This is a genomic window from Pseudonocardia sp. HH130630-07, from assembly GCF_001698125.1.
GTDB lineage: Bacteria > Actinomycetota > Actinomycetes > Mycobacteriales > Pseudonocardiaceae > Pseudonocardia.
The window spans coordinates 613,912-630,870 of record NZ_CP013854.1 but is presented as its reverse complement, the minus strand read 5'-3'; the positions used below and the strand labels follow the sequence as shown (position 1 = coordinate 630,870).

Here is a 16,959-nt window from a genome sequence, read left to right as displayed (position 1 = left end):
CGTGAGCACCCCGGATCCGGTCCTCGAGGTGTCCGGGCACGGTCTGCCCGGGCACCTCGTCGACTTCGTGTCGGCGCTGCGCACCCACCACGTCGCCGTGGGGCCGGGGGAGACGGTGGACGCCGCCCGCGTCCTCGGTGCGCTGGACCTGCTGCACCGCGAGGAGCTGCGGGAGGGCCTCGCGGCGGCCCTGCTCCGCCGGTCCGGCCAGCGGGCGACCTTCGACGCCCTGTTCGACCTGTGGTTCCCGGCCGCGCTCGGCGCCGGGGCGTCCGGGACCGAGGTCCCCCGGACCGGCGACGGGAGCGCGGGGGAGGGCCCGGTCGACGTGGACGCGCTGCGCGAGCTGCTGGCCGCGGCGCTCACCGCCGACGACACCGCCCGGCTGCAGGACCTGGCCAGGGCCACGGTCGAGGCGATCGGTACCTCCGGAGCCGCCGGGAGCGCCGTCCGCGGCTCGGCGGCCCTGCCGAACCGGTCGGCCTACCAGGTGCTGAGCGCGCTGTCCCCGGACACGCTGCTCGCCCGGATCCTCGCCGCCACGGCCGACGAGTCGGACTCCGCCTTCGTCTCCGAGGTCCGCCGCCGCGAGATCCGGGACCGCATCGCCCGGTTCCGGGACACCGTCCGCGCGGAGGTCGGCCGCCGCACCGCCGAGGAGCGCGGGCGCGAACGGGTCGCCCGCTCCTCAACGCCGGTGGCGCCGGAGCGGGCCGAGTTCCTCACCGCGAACGCCGTCACGCTCGCGGAGCTGCGCCGCACCGTCGCGCCGCTCGCCCGGCGGCTCGCCGCCCGGCTGGCGGCCCGGCGCCGGCGGGCCCACCGCGGGCGGCTCGACCTGCGCCGGACCCTGCGGCGCTCGATGTCCACCGGCGGGGTGCCGATGTCCCCGGCGTACCGGACACGGCGTCCCGGGCGGCCCGAGCTGGTCGTGCTGTGCGACGTGTCGGGCTCCGTCGCCGGCTTCAGCCACTTCACGTTGTTGCTGGTCCAGGCACTGCGCGAGCAGTTCTCCCGGGTTCGGGTGTTCGCGTTCGTGGAACGGGCCGACGAGGTGACCGACTTCTTCGCGCCCGGCGCCGAGCTGTCCGGGGTGATGCAGCGGGTGCTGCGGGAGGCCGACCTCACCGCGTTCGACGGGCACTCCGACTACGGCGCGGCGTTCGGCGACGTCCTGGAGCAGTACGCCGACGCGGTCACCCCGCGCACCTCGTTGCTCGTGCTCGGCGACGGGCGCACCAACTACCGCGACCCCGGCCTGCGGGCGCTGGGGACGCTCGTCGGCCGGGCCCGGCACGCGCACTGGCTCAACCCGGAACCGGAGCGGATGTGGGGCACCGGCGACTCCGACGCCACCCGGTACGCCGAGGTGCTGCCCGTGCACGAGTGCCGCTCGGCCGCACAGCTCGCCGCCGTCGTCGAGGGCGTGCTCGGGGAGTAGCGGTGCGGCCGCCGCCGGGGGCATCCGGATCACCCTGGCGGGTGCAGTTGACAGCGCCACCGAGCGGCGGATTCCGTTGTGCCGTCAGGGTGTCGGCATGACGTTCAAGAGTGCAACGCTCGCGGCCGGGCTCCTCGCGACCGGCCTGCTGCTCGCCGGCTGCGGCGGCGACCCGGGCACCGCGGCGACCGGCCAGATGTCCGCACCGGCGGAGCAGCCCGCCGCCACCGCGCCCGAGGCCGCCGGGGAGGATGCCGGTGCCATGGAGCAGGGGGTGCAGCGCTGCACCGACGCCGATCTCACCGCCTCGCTGAACGCGCCCACCGGTACCGGGCAGCAGAACAGCGTCCTCGCCTGGCGCAACGTCTCCGACGCCCCGTGCGCGATGACCGGCTTCGGCGGGGTGGACCTGCGCGGCCCCGCCGACCCGACCTTCGGGCCGTCGTACTCGCTGCCGCGGTCCTCGGCCGAGCCGACGACCATCACGCTGCAGCCCGGCGGCACCGGCATCACCACGATCACCACGCTGTCGGGCGGGGAGTGGACCCCCACCGAGATCGTCGTGACCGCTCCGGACGAGACGGTCTCGAAGACCGTGCCGTGGCGCGGCGGCCCGGTCCAGCGCCAGGACGGCGCGACCGCGCCGGGCAGCTACATCGGCCCGGTGGAGCAGGGCTCGATCTGACACCCGCCGGGCCGGCCCGGACGTGTGATCCGTGCCGGCCCGGTCTGCGGGGACCCGCGAGCGGCGGGAGGGTGGGCCGCATGACCATCGTGCGTGCCCCGCTCGCGGCCGGGCTCCTCGCGGCGGGCCTGCTGCTCGCCGGGTGCGGCGGTGACCCGTGGCCGTCGGCCGCGGGTCCGGTGTCGACACCCCCGCCGACCTCCGCTCCCGCCCCGCCGACGACCACGGCACCACCGGTCGACGGCGGCGGCGATGCCGGCGGTGACGGCGGTGGCGACGGCGGTGGCGATGCCGGTGGTGGCAGCGGCGGCGGAGGTGACGGCGGCGGTGGCAACGGCGGTGGTGGCGGTGGCGGTGCGCCCGGGCGGTGCACCGACGCCGGTCTCGGCGCCGCGCTCGGCCGCACCACCGGCGAGGCCGGGCAACGGCACACCACGGTCGTGTGGACCAACAACTCCGGCCGTCCGTGCACGATGACCGGCTTCGGCGGTGCCGACCTGCGCGGCCCGGACCACCCGGTGCACGGCCCGAGCTACTCGCTGCCGCGTGCGGAGAAGCCGTCCGCGGCGGTCCGGCTCGAACCGGGCGGGACCGCGCACACCGTGATCACCTGGCTGCCCGGCGACTGGAAGCCGGCCCGGCTGGTCATCACCCCGCCGGACGAGACGGCGTCGAAGACGCTGCCCTGGCCCGGCGGATCGGTGTCCCGTCAGGACGGGGCCACCCGCCCGGGGACCTACATCGATCCGGTGGCACCCGGGAGCGGGTGACCCCCGGTCCGGCCGGCCCGGGTCTCCCCGGCCGGCCGGACCGCTCGCGTCACCGATCTTGACCGGGCGGCCAGTCAGGCGTAGACCGGAGGTATCCCGACAGGGGCTCACAGAGAAGAAGGTGTATCGCGATGGCAGGGACCACTCAGCGGTCGTGGCAGCGGTGGCAGGACTGGGCCGCGCTGGTGATCGGTGTGCTCACGGCTCTCTCGCCCCTCGTGACGACGACGAACGCCGCCGCCGCGTGGACGATGGTCGTACTCGGTGTGGTGCTCGCCGCCACGTCGCTCTGGTCGCTTGGCGTACCGGGGTCGGTGGCGAGCGAATGGGTGCACGGCGTGCTCGGGGTGCTGCTGTTCCTGGCCCCGTGGGTGATGGGCTACAGCGCACTGACCGGGGCGTCGTGGACGTCCTGGGTCGCTGGGGTGCTGGCCGTCGTCGTGGCCGCGTCGGCACTGCCGGCGGCCACCGCCGAGCACCGCGGACTGGCGGCGCACTGACCACCGCCGGCGGCACGGGGAGGGCCGCGGCCGCACGGGCCGCGGCCCTCGCCCGCGTCTGCGGCCGGGCGCGGGGAGGATCGAGGCGTGAGCAGCGCAGCCCCGGACGGCAGCCCGGCCCGGCGCCGGATCCTCGACGCCGCGGAGGCACTGTTCGCCGAGCACGGTTTCGACGCGACGCCCACGTCCCGGATCGCCGGGCACGCCGGGGTCCCCAAGGGCCTCGTGCACTACTACTTCCGCCGCAAGCCGGACCTGCTGGAGGCTCTGGTCGAGCGGCTCCCGCACCCGGTCCGCGGCCGCGACGTCGCCGTCCCCGGTGATCCGGGCGCCGGGCTGCGCGCGCTGGTCACCGAGCTGGACCGGGTCCAGGACTCCTCGGCGTTGCTGTCGCACCTGCTCTGGCGCGAGGCCGACACGCATCCGGTCGTGCGCCGGGCGCTGCAGCAGCGGGCCGCGGAGCTGGAGGACGCCGTGCTCGAGGTCCTCCGGTGCTCCGGGGCCCGGCCGGACCGGGTCCCCGGCGCCGCCCGGCTGCTCGCCGCGGCGATCGGGCACCGGCACGCGACGGCCCGGCACGACCGGGCGGGACGCGACGACATGGAGGCCGAGCTGGCGTTCGTGCTCGCCGGGCTCGGCTGCTGATCACGGCCAGGGGCGCCAGGGTGCCCCGGACCCGGCGAACCGCGGCACCGTGTGCCTGCCGTCCGCGGCCCGGTGCAGCCGGTACGCCGACCAGGTCCGCCAGGCCAGCGCCGCGAGCAGGAGCACGATGAGCGCCGCGGTCAGCGGGCCGAGCGGGCCGCTGGTGTGCGCGACGGCGACCACCAGCGGGCCCAGCACCCCGAACATCGCGCCGGTGACCAGCGGGAGCTTGGCGTCCGCGAGCACCTCGACGGCGACCAGCCTGCGCTGCTCGCCGTCCGGCGTCGCACCGGACAGCAGCAGCCTGCGGGCCGCGACCCGGTCGGCGACCAGCCCCATCCCGGGCCCGCGGCGCGGTTCGACCCGGGCCGGGACCCGGTCGGCGTGCGTCCAGAGCAGGACCGCGCCGGTGACACAGAGGACGGCACCGAGGAGCAGCCCGCCGAGCAGGTGCGGTGCGCGGGACAGCACGTCGGAGGCGACGGTGTAGACCACGGCGAACCAGCCGAGCACGCCCAGGGCGGCGGCCCGGACGGCGAGCACCGCACGGGTGGACGGCGGCCGCACGGTCGGCCAGGGCCCGCCCGTCGGGTCGGGGGAGTGGTGACCGGGCTCGGAGGTCTCCCGGTCGCCGGTGTCCGGGGCACGCATGGCGGGGACGCTACCCGCCCGTCATCCGGGCGCTCCGGGCCGTTCGGCCGGGACGGCGGCGACCAGCGTGCGGGTGTACTCGTGCCGGGGTGCGCCGAGGACGTCGTGCGTCCGGCCGGTCTCGACCACCCGTCCGCGGTACAGCACCACGACGCGGTCGGTCATCTGCCGGACGACCGCCAGGTCGTGGGTGATGAACAGCATGCTCATCCCCTCGCTGCGCCGCAGCTCGCGCAGCAGCTCCAGCACCTGGGCCTGCGCCGACACGTCGAGGGCGGCCACCGGCTCGTCGCAGATCAGCAGCTCCGGGCGCATCGCGATCGCCCGCGCGATCGCGACCCGCTGCCGTTCGCCGCCGGACAGGGCGGCGGGCAGCAGCCCGGCGTAGGACGCCGGGAGCGCGACCCGGCCCAGCAGCTCCGCGGCCCCGGTCCCGCCACCCGCCTGCTCCGCGGCCTCGCGCAGGGTGGCGCCGACCGTCAGCGAGGGGTTGAGCGAGGAGTACGGGTCCTGGAACACCACCTGCACGACGCGCCGGACTCGGCGCCGGTCGGCCCGGGAGAGCCGGCGGTAATCGCTCGCGTCGATCCCGGCGAGGTCGATCCGGCCGGAGTCGGGCGTGGCCAGGCCCAGTAGCGACCGGGCGATCGTGGTCTTGCCCGATCCGGTCTCGCCGACCAGCCCGAGGGACTCCCCCCCGGGCGATGGTGAACCCCACCCCGTCGAGCGCGACGGTGGTCCGGGCCCGGCCGAACAGCGGCCGCGTCCGGAACGTCTTCCCGAGCCCCTCGACGGTCACGAGCGGCGCCCCGCCGGGCACCGGAGGGGGCGTCGCACGGACGTGCCGGTGCCCGGCGACCGCCTGCGCCAGCTCGCCGGAGATCCCGGGGAGCCGCACGCACGCGGCGTCCGACCCGTCCTCCAGGGGGACCAGGGGTGGCGCCGCGGTCCGGCAGGCGTCCTGCGCCCAGTCGCAGCGCTCGGCGAACGCGCAGGTCCCGCCGACGTCGTCGGCCCGCGGCACGCTGCCCGGGATCGAGACGAGCCGCTCGGCGTAGTGCCCGGCCGGTGGTTCGGCGAGCAGCAGGCCCACCGAGTACGGGTGCCGCGGCCGCGCCGCGATCCGCTGCGCGGGGGCCCGCTCGACCACCGAACCCGCGTACATCACGTGGATCCGGTCGCACACCGAGAACGCCACCCGCAGGTCGTGCGTGATCAGCACCAGGGCCATGCCGCGCCGGCGCTGGACCTCGGAGAGCAGCGCGAGGATGCCGGCCTGCGTCGTGGTGTCCAGCGCGGTCGTCGGTTCGTCCGCGACGAGGATCTCGGGGTCCTTCGCGAGTGCCGCGGCGATGGCGACCCGCTGGCGCATGCCGCCGGAGAGCTGGAACGGGTGCTTCCCGGCGACGTCCGGGCCGAGGCCGACCTCGGCGAGCCGGCGGACGATCTCGGCCCGGTCCCGGCGCCGGTTCCGGGGCAGCGACTCGGCGAGATGGCGGCCCGCGGTCTGCAGCGGGTTGAGCATGGTGAACGGGTCCTGCATGAGCAGCGCGACCCGGGTACCACGGATCCCGCGCAGCGCCTGCTCACCGGCGGTCAGCAGGTCCGTACCGTCGTAGGTCACCGACCCGGTCGCGGACAGCCCGTGCGGCAGCAGCCCCACCAGCGCCCGCGCGGTGAGGGACTTCCCGCTCCCGGACTCACCGACGATCCCGAGGGTCCGGCCGCGGGACAGGCTCAGCGCCACGTCCCGCACCAGCACCCGGTCCCCGGCCCGCACCGTGAGGTGCTCGGCGCTCAGCACCGTGTCCCCGCCGGCCCGCGCCGGTCCGCCGGCCCGGGGGCCCGGGGCGTCGTCCGGCGGCGCGCCCGTCGCCACCTCGGGTCCGTTCACCGGTGTCCTCCGTTGCGGGCGAGACGTTCGTGGGCCCAGTCACCCAGCAGCGTCGCGCTGGCCGCGGTGAGGATCAGCAGGACCGCCGGTGCGACGGACAGCCACGGGTTCACCGCGATCAACGGCTGACCCGCGCCGAGCAGCCGTCCCCAGTCGGGGCTGCCCGGGGCGACCCCGATCCCCAGGAAGCTCAGCGCCGCGAACCCGATCAGTGCGGCCACGAAGTCGAGCAGCACGGTCGCGACCAGGGTCGGGACGACGTTCGGCAGCACGTGCCGGACGATCGTCCGGGCCGGGGACAGCCCGATGGTCCGGGCGGCGTCGACGTAGGGCAGCCGTACCTGGACCAGGGCCGCGCTGCGGCACAGCCGGATCACCGATGGCACCGACAGCACCAGCAGCACCGCCGCCATCACCCAGTAGCCGCCGCCCACCACCCCGACCACGACGATCGCCACCAGCAGCGCCGGCATCGCGAAGACCAGTTCGGCGAAGCGGTTGGCCAGCGCGTCCGTCCAGCCGCCGAAGTAGGCGGCCGCCAGCCCGACCGTGCCGCCGATCAGCCCGCAGCCGAGCGCGACGACCACCGGTCCGGTCAGTGCCCACCGGGCCCCGACGACGAGCTGGGAGAACACGTCCCGCCCGAGCTCGTCGGTGCCGAGCAGGTGGCCGTCACCCGGACCGGCGGCGCCACGCAGCGGGTCCTGGGCGGCCGGGTCGAACGGCACGAACAGCTCGCCGGCGACGGCGCACAGCAGCACCACCGCCAGGAACGCGGCGCACGCCGTGGCGAGCGGCGGGAGCCGCCGGTGCCGTACCGCCGGTGCGGGGAGAGCCTGGGCCATCGGTCACCCTCTCGTCGCGGACCGCGTCCGCGGGTCGATGAGCAGCATCAGGAGGTCGACGAGCAGGTTGACCAGGACCACGAACCCGCCGACGACGAGCGTCAGTCCCTGCACCACGGGGACGTCCTTCGCGTTCACCGACTGGATCATCAGGTTCCCCAGCCCCGGCAGCGAGAACACCGTCTCGACCAGCACCGCGCCGGAGACCGCGGTGATCAGCAGCAGACCCGCCGCGGTGACCACCGGGAGCGCGGTGTTGCGCAGCGCGTACTGGACGAGGGTCCGGCGCCGGCTCAGGCCCCTGGCCCTGGCGAAGGTGATGTAGTCCTGGCGCATCACGTCGAGCACCGCGGCCCTGGTCTGCCGCACGACGATGGCCGCCAGCCCGGTGCCGAGCGCCACCGCGGGCAGCGTGAGGTGCGAGACCCGGTCCACCAGGTCGTCGTTCCCGGCGCCGAACACCGGGAACAGGGCGAACCGCACGCCGAACAGGTAGATCAGCAGGATCCCGACCGCGAACCCCAGCGCACTCATCCCGACGACGGCGAGGCCGGAGACACCGCGGTCGAGCCGCCCGCCCCGGCGGATCCCGGCGAGCATCCCGGCCGGGATGCCGACCACCAGCACGAGCAGCAGCGCGTAGCCGGCCAGCCCGAGCGTCACCGGCAACCGGTCGCCGATGACGCTCACCACGGCCGCGCCGGACTGCGTCGACCGGCCCAGGTCACCCTGCAGGACGTCCTGCAGCCAGGCGCCGTAGCGCACCGGGAACGGGTCGTCGAGGCGGTAGCGCGCGGTCAGCTCCGCGATCATCTGCGGCGTCGACGGCCGGGTGCCGATCAGCGTCGCGAGCATCGACCCGGGACTGAGCAGCAACAGGGTGAACACCAGCAGGCTCACCGCGAACATGATCACCACGGCACCGAGCAGCCGTTTCAGCACGAACAGGGCGATCGGCACGATCCCTCCCAGCAGGTCGTCGCGGGATCAGCCGGCGGTCAGGGCGTGCACCCAGCTGCCGTTGATGTAGAGGTCGAAGAATCCCGGCGGCCGGTCGAAGGTGAACCCGTCGCCGAGGACCGCGACGGTGTTCAGCCCGAACAGCGGCAGGTAGGGGACCTCCTCGGCGATGCCGCGGAGCAGTACCTGGCTCGCCTCCCACCGCTGCGCCCGGTCGGTCGAGGTCTCCAGCCGCCGGAAGGCCTCCTCGGCCGCGGGCGGTGACCAGTTGGCGAGGTTGAAGCCCTGCGGGCGGATGTTCTCCCGGCCGGTCACCGCCCCGAGCACGCTGGACGGGTCCGGGATCGAGGGGACCAGTGCCATGGTCTGCATCCCGATGTCGTCGCCGTGCGCGTACACCGTCGACGTCCACTGGCTCGACGTCACCGGGCGCGGCGTGATCGTGACCCCCAGGCCGGCCATGTTCCGGGCGAGGTTCTGGACCACGAGCTCGGACGCCGGGTTCCCGGTGATGACCGGGACGTCCAGGGTGAACCCCTGCGGGTACGCCGACCGGGCCAGCTCGTCCCGTGCCGCGGCCGGGTCCAGGTCGTACTGCGGGAGGCCGTCGAGGAACGCGTCGACGGCGTCGGTGGACGGCGCGACGCTCGCCAGCAGGCCCGGCGGGGCCAGGCCGCGCAGCAGCGTCGCGTAGGAGCCGTAGCCCGCCGACAGGACACCGGCACGGTCGACGGAGTGGGCGATCGCACGGCGGACGTGGACGTCGTCGAGCGGCGCGGTCGTGGTGTCCATCGTCAGGAACGTGGTGTAGAGCGACGGCATCTCGTACGGCGTCGTCCCGGGGATCGCCCGCCACTGGTCGACGGTCTTCAGGTTCGACGCGACCGCACCCTGCAGCGCGCCGGACCGCATCGCGAGCTGGGCGGAGTTGTCCTGCGGGATGAAGGTGAAGTGGATCGTCGCGACCCGGGGCGCGGGGCCGCGGAAGTGCGGGTTGCGTTCCAGGGTGATGCGGTCGGGGGTGTTCGCGGCGATCCGGTAGGGCCCCGTGCCCACCGGGGAGGCCGCGGGCGTCCCCAGGTCCTCGGGGTGCGCGCGGCCGAACGCGGCCTGCTGGACGAACCCGACGACGGCGATGCTGCCCCGGGCGTTCGGTACCGGCTGCGTCGTGCGCACCGTCACCTCCAGCGGGCCGGTCGCCGTCACGCTCTCGATCCAGGTGATGTTCCCCGCGGTCTGCGCCCCGGCGGCCGTGTCCGCGGCGTGCTTCAGACTCCAGACGACGTCGTCACTGGTCAGCGGGGCGCCGTCGGAGAACCGCACGTCCGGGCGCAGGGTGTAGACCAGCGTCGTCGGGTCCGGTTCGGCGACCGACGCCGCGAGGCCGGGGGAGACCTCGCCGGTCTCGGACACCAGTTCCAGCTTCTCCGTCACCGGCGCCACGACCTGCATGGTGTTGCCGACGAAGTCCTTGACGACGTCCAGCGAGATCGGCGCGGCCGGCAACGCGAAGGTGAAGGAGTCCGCCGTACCCCCGGGCCCGGACGGCGTGGACGAACCGGTGCACGCGGTGGCGAGGACCACGGTGCAGACGACGGCCGCCACGAGGGCCGGCACCCGGCGTCTTCTGCTGCGCATGCTGGCTCCTCGTCGCGGTCCGGTGGTGCGGATCGGGATCAGTGTCATGGGTCACATCGGTGCGGGCCCATGGACAGCTGTCGTCCTGCTCGGCACGCCGGCTGGACGGATGTCGCAACTCGACGGATGTCGTGTCCGGCCGGGCCCGGCCTGGACGGATGCCGCTGGTGGCCCGGCCCGCCGGGCCCGCAGAGTCCGGGGCATGGACCGGGACCAGCTCGACGGCACCGGGCGGGCCCGCTGGCTCACCGGGGCCACCGTCGTCGACGGGACCGGGGCCGATCCGGTCGCCGACCGCTCCGTCGTCGTGGCGGACGGGCGCATCGTCGCGCTCGGCGGCCGGCCACCGGCCGGTGCGGACGTCCTCGACCTGACCGGGCTGGTCCTGACCCCGGGCCTGATCGACGCACACGTCCATCTCGGGCTCTCCAGCGACCTGGACCGGATGATGGCCCACCGGATCCCGGTCGCCGAGCTGGCGGCGGACGTCTTCGAGAACTGCCGGCGCACGCTGGAGTCCGGGTTCACCACGGTGCGCGACACCGGGGGGCTCGACCGGGGGGTGGCGCAGGTCGTCGCGGACGGCCGCGTCCCCGGCCCCCGGATCCTGCAGTGCGGGCCGGCGCTGGCCCAGACCGGCGGGCACGGCTACCTGGGCGCCGTCTGGGAGGACCCCGCCCACTGGCCGTCGCACCACGTGCCGGGGCTGACGGCGCTGTCGCTGGTGGCCGACGGCCCGGACGAGGTGCGGCGGACGGCCCGGGAGGTGTTCCGGCGGGGCGCCGACTTCCTCAAGATGTGCGTGACCGGCGGCGTGGTCTCGCACTTCGACGAGCTGTCCGACACCCAGTTCACGTTCTCCGAGATCGCCGCCGCGGTCGCCGAGGCGAGCGCCCGCGGGACGTACGTGACCGTGCACGCGCACAACACCGCCGGCCTGCGCACCGCGATCGACGCCGGGGTGCGGTGCGTCGAGCACGGTTCCGGCATCGACGAGGGGACCGCGGCGCTGATGGCCGCGCGGGGTGTCGCGCACGTCCCGACCCTCGCGGTGGCCGAACGGCTGCTCACCGGAGCGGCGGCGGCCGGGCTGCCGGCGCACGTCGGTGACCGGGTGGCCGGGATCCTGGAGGCGCAGGGCGAGGCGGTCCTGGCGTCCCGGGCGGCCGGCGTGCTCGTCGGTTCCGGATCCGACTACACCGGGCCGGACCAGGACCGGCGTGGTCGCGAGCTGCTGTTGCGGTCCCGGATCGAGTCCCCGATGGCGGCCCTGCTGTCGGCGACCCGCGACAACGCCCGGATCCTCGGCATCGCCGACGACGCCGGGACCGTCGAACCCGGCAAGGTCGCCGACCTCACCGTCTTCGCCGCCGATCCGCTGGCCGACCCGGAGGTGTTCGACCGGCCCGGCGAGGTCGTCGTCGTGCTCCGGGCCGGGCGGGTCGTCAAGGACACCCGCTGAACCCGCCGTCCACACGGAGGTCGTCACCGATGCAGGAATCGACCCAGCCATCGACCCAGCCATCGACCCAGCCATCGACCCAGCCGTCGGCGCAGCTCGCCGAGCGCTACCGGCGGGCCGGGGCGCTGGTCCCGGAGAAGCTGCCCGGCCTGATGCGCAACCGGCGGGTGGTCCCCGAGTGGACCGGCGACGGCGACCGCTTCTGGTACCGCCGCGACGCCGACGGCGGTGGGTTCGACTACGTGCTCCTCGACCCGGACGGGCTCCGGCGCGAGCCCCTGTTCGACGCGGCCGACCTGGCGGTGCGGCTCACGACGGTGCTCGGTGCGCCCGCCGACCCGGCCACGACGGCCGTCGTGGAGTACCGGCGGGCGGGTGACGAGGTCGTCGTGGGGCTCGCCGACGGCCGTCGTGCCGTGCTGTCCCCGGCCGGTGACCGGATCGCCGTCGCCGCGGACCCCGGGGTGCTCGACTCCCCGGACGGCCGGCGCCGGCTGTTCCGCCGCGACGACGACCTGTGGCTGCGCGACCGTGCAACGGGCACGGAACGGCGGCTCACCGCGGACGGCGAACCGTTCCGGGCCTGGGGTGCGCCGCCGGACCTCGGCCGGGCGCTGCTGCCGCTCGCCGCCGCGGACCGGGTGCTGCCGCCCGCCATGACCTGCTTCTCCCCGTCCGGCCGCCGGGTGCTCGCCGGCCGGCTGGACGAGCGCAGCACCCCCGAGCACCCGTTCGTCGACCAGTTGCCCCCGGACCGGGCCGGGCCGCGATCCCGGCCGTTCCGCTACCACCACGAGGACGAGATCCCGGACGGTGCGCACGAGCTCGTGGTCGTCGACGTCGAGACCGGGGTGCGCACGGTGCTCGACGCCGGGAACGACCTGGTGACGGGCCTCGCGCGGGTCGGGACGGACACGGTCGCCTGGGCCCCCGACGAGTCCGCCGTCTACCTGCTCGACCACGTGCCGGGTGCGCGGACGGCGGCCCTGGTCCGGCTCGACACCGGCACGGGGGAGCGCACGGTGGTGCTCACCGAGACGGCCGAGCCGATGTACGAACCCAACACCTTCCTCTACGCGCTGCCGCTGGTCCGGGTGCTCCCCGCGTCGAACGAGGTCGTCTGGTTCTCCCAGGAGGACGGCTGGGGGCACCTCTACCGGCACGACCTCACCACCGGCCGGCGGCTGGGGGCGATCACCAGCGGGGCGCTCGTCGTCCGCGACATCCTCCGGGTGGACGAGCGGGAGCGCGCGGTCGTCGTCGTCGCGGGCTGCGACGAGGACGGGCGCAACCCGTACTGGCGTACCGTCCTGCGGGCCGACCTGGACGGCGGCGGGCAGACGGTGCTCACCCCCGAGCCCGCCGACCACGAGCTGATCGCGCCCGCGCCGTCCTTCTTCACCGCCGTCTTCGGCGGCCGCGCGGGCAGCTCGATCAGCCCGAGCGGCCGCTGGTTCGTCGACCACGTGTCGACGGTCTCCACCCCGCCCGCGGTCCTGCTGCGCGACGCCCGGACCGGCGCCGTCGCCGCCGAGCTGGAGCGCACCGACGTCACCGCGCTGCTCGACGCCGGCTTCCCGGTGCCCGAACCGTTCCTGGTCACCGCCGACGACGACGGCTCCGAGCTGCGGGGGGTGCTCACGATGCCGCCCGGGATCCGGCCCGGGGCCAGGGTGCCGGTGATCGACCTGATGTACGCCGGATTCCAGGTCTCCGCCCAGCCCGCCGGCTGGCTGACCGGCGGTGCCAACGCGGCGTGGGGCCAGATGGGCGCCGCGTACGCCGCGCTCGGCTTCGCGACCGTCGTGCTCGACGGCCGGGGGACCCCGGGCCGGCACCGCACGTTCCGGCAGTGGACGCACGGCGCCCCGGACGAGCCGCGGGGCCTGGCCGACCACGTCACCGCGATCCGGGCGCTGGCCGCGCGCCATCCCCTCGATCTCGACCGCGTCGGCGTGACCGGCCACTCCTACGGTGGCTACAACACGGTCCGCTCGATGCTGTACTTCCCCGATCTCTTCCGGGTCGGGGTCAGCTCGGCCGGTGTGCACGACGCCCGCAAGATGCCCCGGGGCAGCTGGGACTGGTTCCTCACCGACGGCGGCGGTCGTCCGCACGATCCGCGGGCGCTCGACGCGCTCGGCAACCTGCACCTGGCGGACCGGCTGCGCGGGCGCCTGCTGCTGCTCTGCGGGGACCGCGACGCGAACGCCACGATGGACCACACGTTCGCGCTCGTCCGGGCCCTGATCGCCGCCGACCGGCGGTTCGACATGAAGGTGTGGCCGGGCGGGGACCACTACGACGTCGTCACGCCCTACATGCGGACGGTCATGTGGGACTACTTCGTGGAGCACCTGATGGGGGAGCGGCCACCGTCGGACACCGGCTGAGGGAGTCAGGGTTAGGGTTGCCTTCCCTAGTGTCCGTGAGGGAGTCACCGTGCCCGTCGTACCGTCCGCCCGTGCCGTGAACCGCCGCGGTGTCCTCGCCGGGGCCGCCGGCCTGTTCCTGCTCGGCGGCTGCTCGACGGAGGGTCCGGCCGGGGCCGGCGGCGCGGCGGCCGGGCCGGTCGCCGAGGGTTTCCCGGTCACGGTCCGGCACGCGCTCGGCGAGACGGTCGTCCCGGACCGGCCGCGGCGGGTCGTCACCCTCAGCGCGGCCAACGCCGACGTCGCACTCGCGATGGGGGTCGTGCCGGTCGCCATCCCGCGGACCGTCTACGGGGGCGACGCCGAGGGCGTCCTGCCCTGGGTGCGCGACGCGATCACCCGGGCCGGTGGCGCGTTCCCGCGGGTGATCGGCTCCGACGATCTCGCGGCTGTCCCGTTCGAGGAGGTCGCCGCGGCCGGTCCGGACCTCGTGCTCGCGACCTACTCCGGGCTCACCGCGCCGGAGTACGCGCAGCTGTCGGCGATCGCCCCCACGATCGCCTACCCGGACGCGGCGTTCTCCACCGGCTGGCAGGACCAGACCCGGATCGCCGGGCAGGTGTTCGGCGATCCGGCGCGGGCCGCCCGGCTGGTCGAGGACACGACGGCGCTGCTCACCGGGGCGGCCCGGGAGTACCCGCAGCTGGCCAGGCGGACGTTCGTCTACACCGGGGGGATGGACGGCGGTGCCCTCGGTGTGTTCCGGGCCGGCGACGTCCGGGTCCGTCTGGTGACGGACATGGGTCTGACCCTGGCTCCGTACGTGGAGCAGAACGCCCCCGGCTCCGGCGAGGTCTACTACACGGTCAGCACCGAGCTGCTCTCGCGGGTCGACGCGGACCTGCTGATCGGGTTCTTCGGGTCCCCCGAGGAGGAGCAGGCGTTCCGGTCCACACCCGGCCTGGAGCTGCTGCCGGCCATGGCGCGGGACGCGTTCGCCCCGGTCGTCGGCGCCGACCGGGTGGTGGCGAGTTCGGCGCCGTCGGTCCTGTCCATCCCGTGGGTGCTGGACTCCTACCTGCCGATCCTGGCCGCGGCCGCCGGGCGTGCCGCGGGCTGAGCGGGCGTCGGCGGCGGCTTTCGATGGCACTGTGATGCCATAGGATCTCCGGGTGGCGAGGCAGAGGGACCCGGCGGTGCGCACCCAGCTGCTGGAACGCGCGGCCAGGATGCTGCGCGAGCGGGAGCCGATCACGTTGCGGTCGCTCGTGGCCGGGACCGGGGTGTCGACCATGGCCGTCTACACCTACTTCGGCGGTATGGACGGGGTGTGGCGGGCGCTGCGCCAGGAGGGCTTCACCCGGCTGGCGGTCCGGATGGACGCCCTGGTCGTGCCGGCCGACCCGGTCGAGGACCTGGTGGCGGGGGTGGCGGCCTACGCGGTCAACGCGCTCGAGCACCCCGACCTCTACCGCGTGATGTTCGACGCGACCGTCGAGCTGGAGGACGTCGAGGCGGCCCGGGCCACCCTCGGGTACCTGGTGCGGGCCGCCCGGCGGTGCCGGGACGGGGGCCGGATCGGTGCGGACGCCGATCCCGAGCGGCTGGCCACCGAGGTCTGGACGGTCTGTCACGGGGTCGTGTCGCTGGTCGTCAGCCGGGTCGCCTCGCGGCGCACGCTCGCCTCGGCGGTCCCGTTGCTCACCGCGGTGATCGTCGCCGCCGGTGACGAGCCGGCGGCGTGCGGGGAGTCGGTACGCGCCGGGTGGGCCGCGCTGCGCCCGCCCCGGACGGCCGTGGAATCGTAGTCGAACCCATGTTCGATCCGGGGTAGTCTCGACCCGGTGGACGCCTGCTGGCAGGGATCGCTGTTCGAGACCGTCGGTGCCGACGAGCGGGAGCCCGCGCCGGTGTTCCGGCACGAGCTGGCGCACGGCGCCTGGGTGGACGTGGCGCCCGGCTGGGTCCCGGCGCCGGCAGCGGTGTTCGACCACCTGCGCCGGACCGTGCCGTTCCGGGGGCACCGGCGCCGGATGTACGACCGGGTCGTGGACGAACCGAGGCTGACCCACCGCTGGGTGCTCCCGGACCCGGCGGTGCCGGACCGGTTGCTCGCGATGGGCCGGGAGCTGGGCGAACGCTACGGCCGGGCGTTCACCCAGATCGGCGTGAACCTCTACCGCGACGGCAGCGACGGAGTGGCCTGGCACGGGGACCGGGTCGCCAGGGAGCGCCCGGAGGCCGTGGTCGCGCTGGTCGCACTCGGTGCGACCCGCCCGCTGCGGCTGCGGCCCACCGGGGGCGGCGCGTCCGTGTCGTTCCCGCTCGCGTCGGGGGACCTGCTGGTGATGGGCGGCAGCTGCCAGCGGACCTGGCAGCACAGCGTCCCGAAGGTCACGGCCTCCGGGCCGCGGATCAGCGTCCAGTTCCGGCATCTCTACCCGGGGGCGCCGGGGATTCCGCCGGTCGGGGCGTCCGCATAGTCTGCGGCGATGAAGCGCAAGATCGGCGTGATGGGCGGGACGTTCGACCCCGTGCACCACGGTCATCTGGTGGCGGCCAGCGAGGTGGCGGACCGGTTCGCCCTCGACGAGGTGATCTTCGTGCCGACCGGGCAGCCGTGGCAGAAGTCCGACCGCGCGGTCTCCCCCGCGGAGGACCGCTACCTGATGACGGTCGTCGCCACCGCGTCGAACCCGCGGTTCTCGGTGAGCCGGGTCGACATCGACCGCGACGGCCCCACCTACACCGCCGACACGCTCGCCGACCTGCACGCCACGATGCCCGACGCGATGTTGTTCTTCATCACCGGTGCCGATGCGCTGCAGCAGATCCTGTCCTGGCGCAAGGTCGACGAGCTGTTCAGCCACGCGCACTTCGTCGGCGTCACCCGGCCCGGCTACGAGCTGGTCGACGGGCACCTGCCGGACGGCTCGGTGACGCTGGTCGAGGTCCCGGCGATGGCGATCTCCTCCAGTGAGTGCCGCACGCGCGTCGCGGCGGGGCGGCCGGTCTGGTACCTCGTGCCGGACGGGGTCGTGCAGTACATCTCCAAGCGCAGTCTCTACCTGAACCCGGACGTCTGACCTGCGGTTT

Annotated in this window: 17 protein-coding genes and 1 pseudogene; 12 read left to right on the top strand and 6 right to left on the bottom strand. The window is 75.1% G+C overall.

What is annotated here, in order from left to right; genetic code table 11:
- The first annotated feature begins 1 nt into the window (after position 1).
- The 5 genes from AFB00_RS03070 (at position 2) to AFB00_RS03050 (ending at position 4,041) form a co-directional block, all read left to right on the top strand.
- Complete coding sequence (locus tag AFB00_RS03070; protein WP_068795945.1) at positions 2-1,441, top strand: VWA domain-containing protein; 1,440 nt, start codon at positions 2-4, stop codon at positions 1,439-1,441.
- 97 nt (positions 1,442-1,538) lie between these two features.
- Complete coding sequence (locus AFB00_RS03065) at positions 1,539-2,126, top strand: DUF4232 domain-containing protein (protein WP_068795944.1); 588 nt, start codon at positions 1,539-1,541, stop codon at positions 2,124-2,126.
- Between the two features lie 80 nt (positions 2,127-2,206).
- Positions 2,207-2,896, top strand: coding sequence for a DUF4232 domain-containing protein (locus tag AFB00_RS35465; protein WP_068795943.1), 690 nt, complete (start codon positions 2,207-2,209; stop codon positions 2,894-2,896).
- A 131-nt stretch (positions 2,897-3,027) separates the two neighbouring features.
- A complete protein-coding gene (locus AFB00_RS03055) occupies positions 3,028-3,396 on the top strand; it encodes an SPW repeat domain-containing protein (protein WP_068795942.1) in 369 nt (122 codons plus the stop codon).
- Positions 3,397-3,483: 87 nt separating this feature from the next.
- The gene (locus AFB00_RS03050) at positions 3,484-4,041 is read left to right on the top strand and encodes a TetR/AcrR family transcriptional regulator (protein ID WP_068795941.1); all 558 of its coding nucleotides are present in this window, start codon (positions 3,484-3,486) and stop codon (positions 4,039-4,041) included.
- On the opposite strand, the gene AFB00_RS03045 is transcribed toward AFB00_RS03050, so the two are convergent.
- Both AFB00_RS03045 and AFB00_RS34565 read right to left on the bottom strand, forming a co-directional pair.
- On the bottom strand, positions 4,042-4,692 hold the full coding sequence (locus AFB00_RS03045) for a hypothetical protein (RefSeq protein WP_068795940.1): 651 nt from the start codon (positions 4,690-4,692) through the stop codon (positions 4,042-4,044).
- 21 nt (positions 4,693-4,713) lie between these two features.
- Complete coding sequence (locus tag AFB00_RS34565; protein ID WP_231974391.1) at positions 4,714-5,340, bottom strand: ABC transporter ATP-binding protein; 627 nt, start codon at positions 5,338-5,340, stop codon at positions 4,714-4,716.
- A 56-nt stretch (positions 5,341-5,396) separates the two neighbouring features.
- On the opposite strand from AFB00_RS34565, the gene AFB00_RS34560 reads away from it, so the two are divergent.
- Positions 5,397-5,750 (top strand): hypothetical protein, encoded by a 354-nt coding sequence (locus AFB00_RS34560; RefSeq protein WP_231974527.1) that lies wholly within the window; start codon positions 5,397-5,399, stop codon positions 5,748-5,750.
- Here AFB00_RS34560 and AFB00_RS34555 read toward each other — a convergent pair.
- From AFB00_RS34555 to AFB00_RS03025, 4 genes and pseudogenes are all read right to left on the bottom strand, one after another.
- Positions 5,648-6,439 (bottom strand): annotated as a pseudogene (locus tag AFB00_RS34555) (ABC transporter ATP-binding protein); the annotation flags it as partial. The gene AFB00_RS34560 and the pseudogene AFB00_RS34555 overlap by 103 nt on opposite strands.
- 143 nt (positions 6,440-6,582) lie before the next feature.
- Positions 6,583-7,431, bottom strand: coding sequence for an ABC transporter permease (locus AFB00_RS03035; protein ID WP_068795939.1), 849 nt, complete (start codon positions 7,429-7,431; stop codon positions 6,583-6,585).
- A gap of 3 nt (positions 7,432-7,434) precedes the next feature.
- Positions 7,435-8,391: an ABC transporter permease gene (locus AFB00_RS03030; RefSeq protein ID WP_231974197.1), complete on the bottom strand. Its 957-nt coding sequence runs from the start codon at positions 8,389-8,391 to the stop codon at positions 7,435-7,437.
- 27 nt (positions 8,392-8,418) lie between these two features.
- Positions 8,419-10,029 (bottom strand): ABC transporter substrate-binding protein, encoded by a 1,611-nt coding sequence (locus AFB00_RS03025; RefSeq protein WP_197519732.1) that lies wholly within the window; start codon positions 10,027-10,029, stop codon positions 8,419-8,421.
- A gap of 202 nt (positions 10,030-10,231) precedes the next feature.
- On the opposite strand from AFB00_RS03025, the gene AFB00_RS03020 reads away from it, so the two are divergent.
- The 6 genes from AFB00_RS03020 to nadD are packed head-to-tail and all read left to right on the top strand — an operon-like array spanning position 10,232 to position 16,949.
- Entirely contained in the window at positions 10,232-11,491 is a 1,260-nt protein-coding gene (locus AFB00_RS03020) for a metal-dependent hydrolase family protein (protein ID WP_068795937.1), read from the top strand.
- A 29-nt stretch (positions 11,492-11,520) separates the two neighbouring features.
- Positions 11,521-13,884, top strand: coding sequence for a S9 family peptidase (locus AFB00_RS03015; RefSeq protein ID WP_068795936.1), 2,364 nt, complete (start codon positions 11,521-11,523; stop codon positions 13,882-13,884).
- A gap of 49 nt (positions 13,885-13,933) precedes the next feature.
- The gene (locus tag AFB00_RS03010; RefSeq protein WP_068795935.1) at positions 13,934-14,983 is read left to right on the top strand and encodes an ABC transporter substrate-binding protein; all 1,050 of its coding nucleotides are present in this window, start codon (positions 13,934-13,936) and stop codon (positions 14,981-14,983) included.
- 52 nt (positions 14,984-15,035) lie between these two features.
- Positions 15,036-15,671: a TetR/AcrR family transcriptional regulator gene (locus AFB00_RS03005; protein ID WP_068795934.1), complete on the top strand. Its 636-nt coding sequence runs from the start codon at positions 15,036-15,038 to the stop codon at positions 15,669-15,671.
- Positions 15,672-15,707: 36 nt separating this feature from the next.
- Positions 15,708-16,346: an alpha-ketoglutarate-dependent dioxygenase AlkB gene (locus AFB00_RS03000; RefSeq protein WP_068795933.1), complete on the top strand. Its 639-nt coding sequence runs from the start codon at positions 15,708-15,710 to the stop codon at positions 16,344-16,346.
- A gap of 9 nt (positions 16,347-16,355) precedes the next feature.
- On the top strand, positions 16,356-16,949 hold the full coding sequence (gene nadD / locus AFB00_RS02995; RefSeq protein ID WP_068795932.1) for a nicotinate-nucleotide adenylyltransferase: 594 nt from the start codon (positions 16,356-16,358) through the stop codon (positions 16,947-16,949).
- The last annotated feature ends 10 nt before the right edge of the window (positions 16,950-16,959 follow it).

Bases quoted from the DNA above. Each gene is read 5' to 3' on its own strand.
- nadD (WP_068795932.1), top strand. From the start codon at position 16,356: ATGAAGCGCAAGATCGGCGTGATGGGCGGGACGTTCGACCCCGTGCAC.
- AFB00_RS03025 (WP_197519732.1), bottom strand. From the start codon at position 10,029: ATGCGCAGCAGAAGACGCCGGGTGCCGGCCCTCGTGGCGGCCGTCGTC.
- AFB00_RS03015 (WP_068795936.1), top strand. From the start codon at position 11,521: ATGCAGGAATCGACCCAGCCATCGACCCAGCCATCGACCCAGCCATCG.
- AFB00_RS03065 (WP_068795944.1), top strand. From the start codon at position 1,539: ATGACGTTCAAGAGTGCAACGCTCGCGGCCGGGCTCCTCGCGACCGGC.
- AFB00_RS03020 (WP_068795937.1), top strand. From the start codon at position 10,232: ATGGACCGGGACCAGCTCGACGGCACCGGGCGGGCCCGCTGGCTCACC.
- AFB00_RS03045 (WP_068795940.1), bottom strand. From the start codon at position 4,692: ATGCGTGCCCCGGACACCGGCGACCGGGAGACCTCCGAGCCCGGTCAC.
- AFB00_RS34560 (WP_231974527.1), top strand. From the start codon at position 5,397: ATGGTGAACCCCACCCCGTCGAGCGCGACGGTGGTCCGGGCCCGGCCG.
- AFB00_RS03035 (WP_068795939.1), bottom strand. From the start codon at position 7,431: ATGGCCCAGGCTCTCCCCGCACCGGCGGTACGGCACCGGCGGCTCCCG.
- AFB00_RS03055 (WP_068795942.1), top strand. From the start codon at position 3,028: ATGGCAGGGACCACTCAGCGGTCGTGGCAGCGGTGGCAGGACTGGGCC.
- AFB00_RS35465 (WP_068795943.1), top strand. From the start codon at position 2,207: ATGACCATCGTGCGTGCCCCGCTCGCGGCCGGGCTCCTCGCGGCGGGC.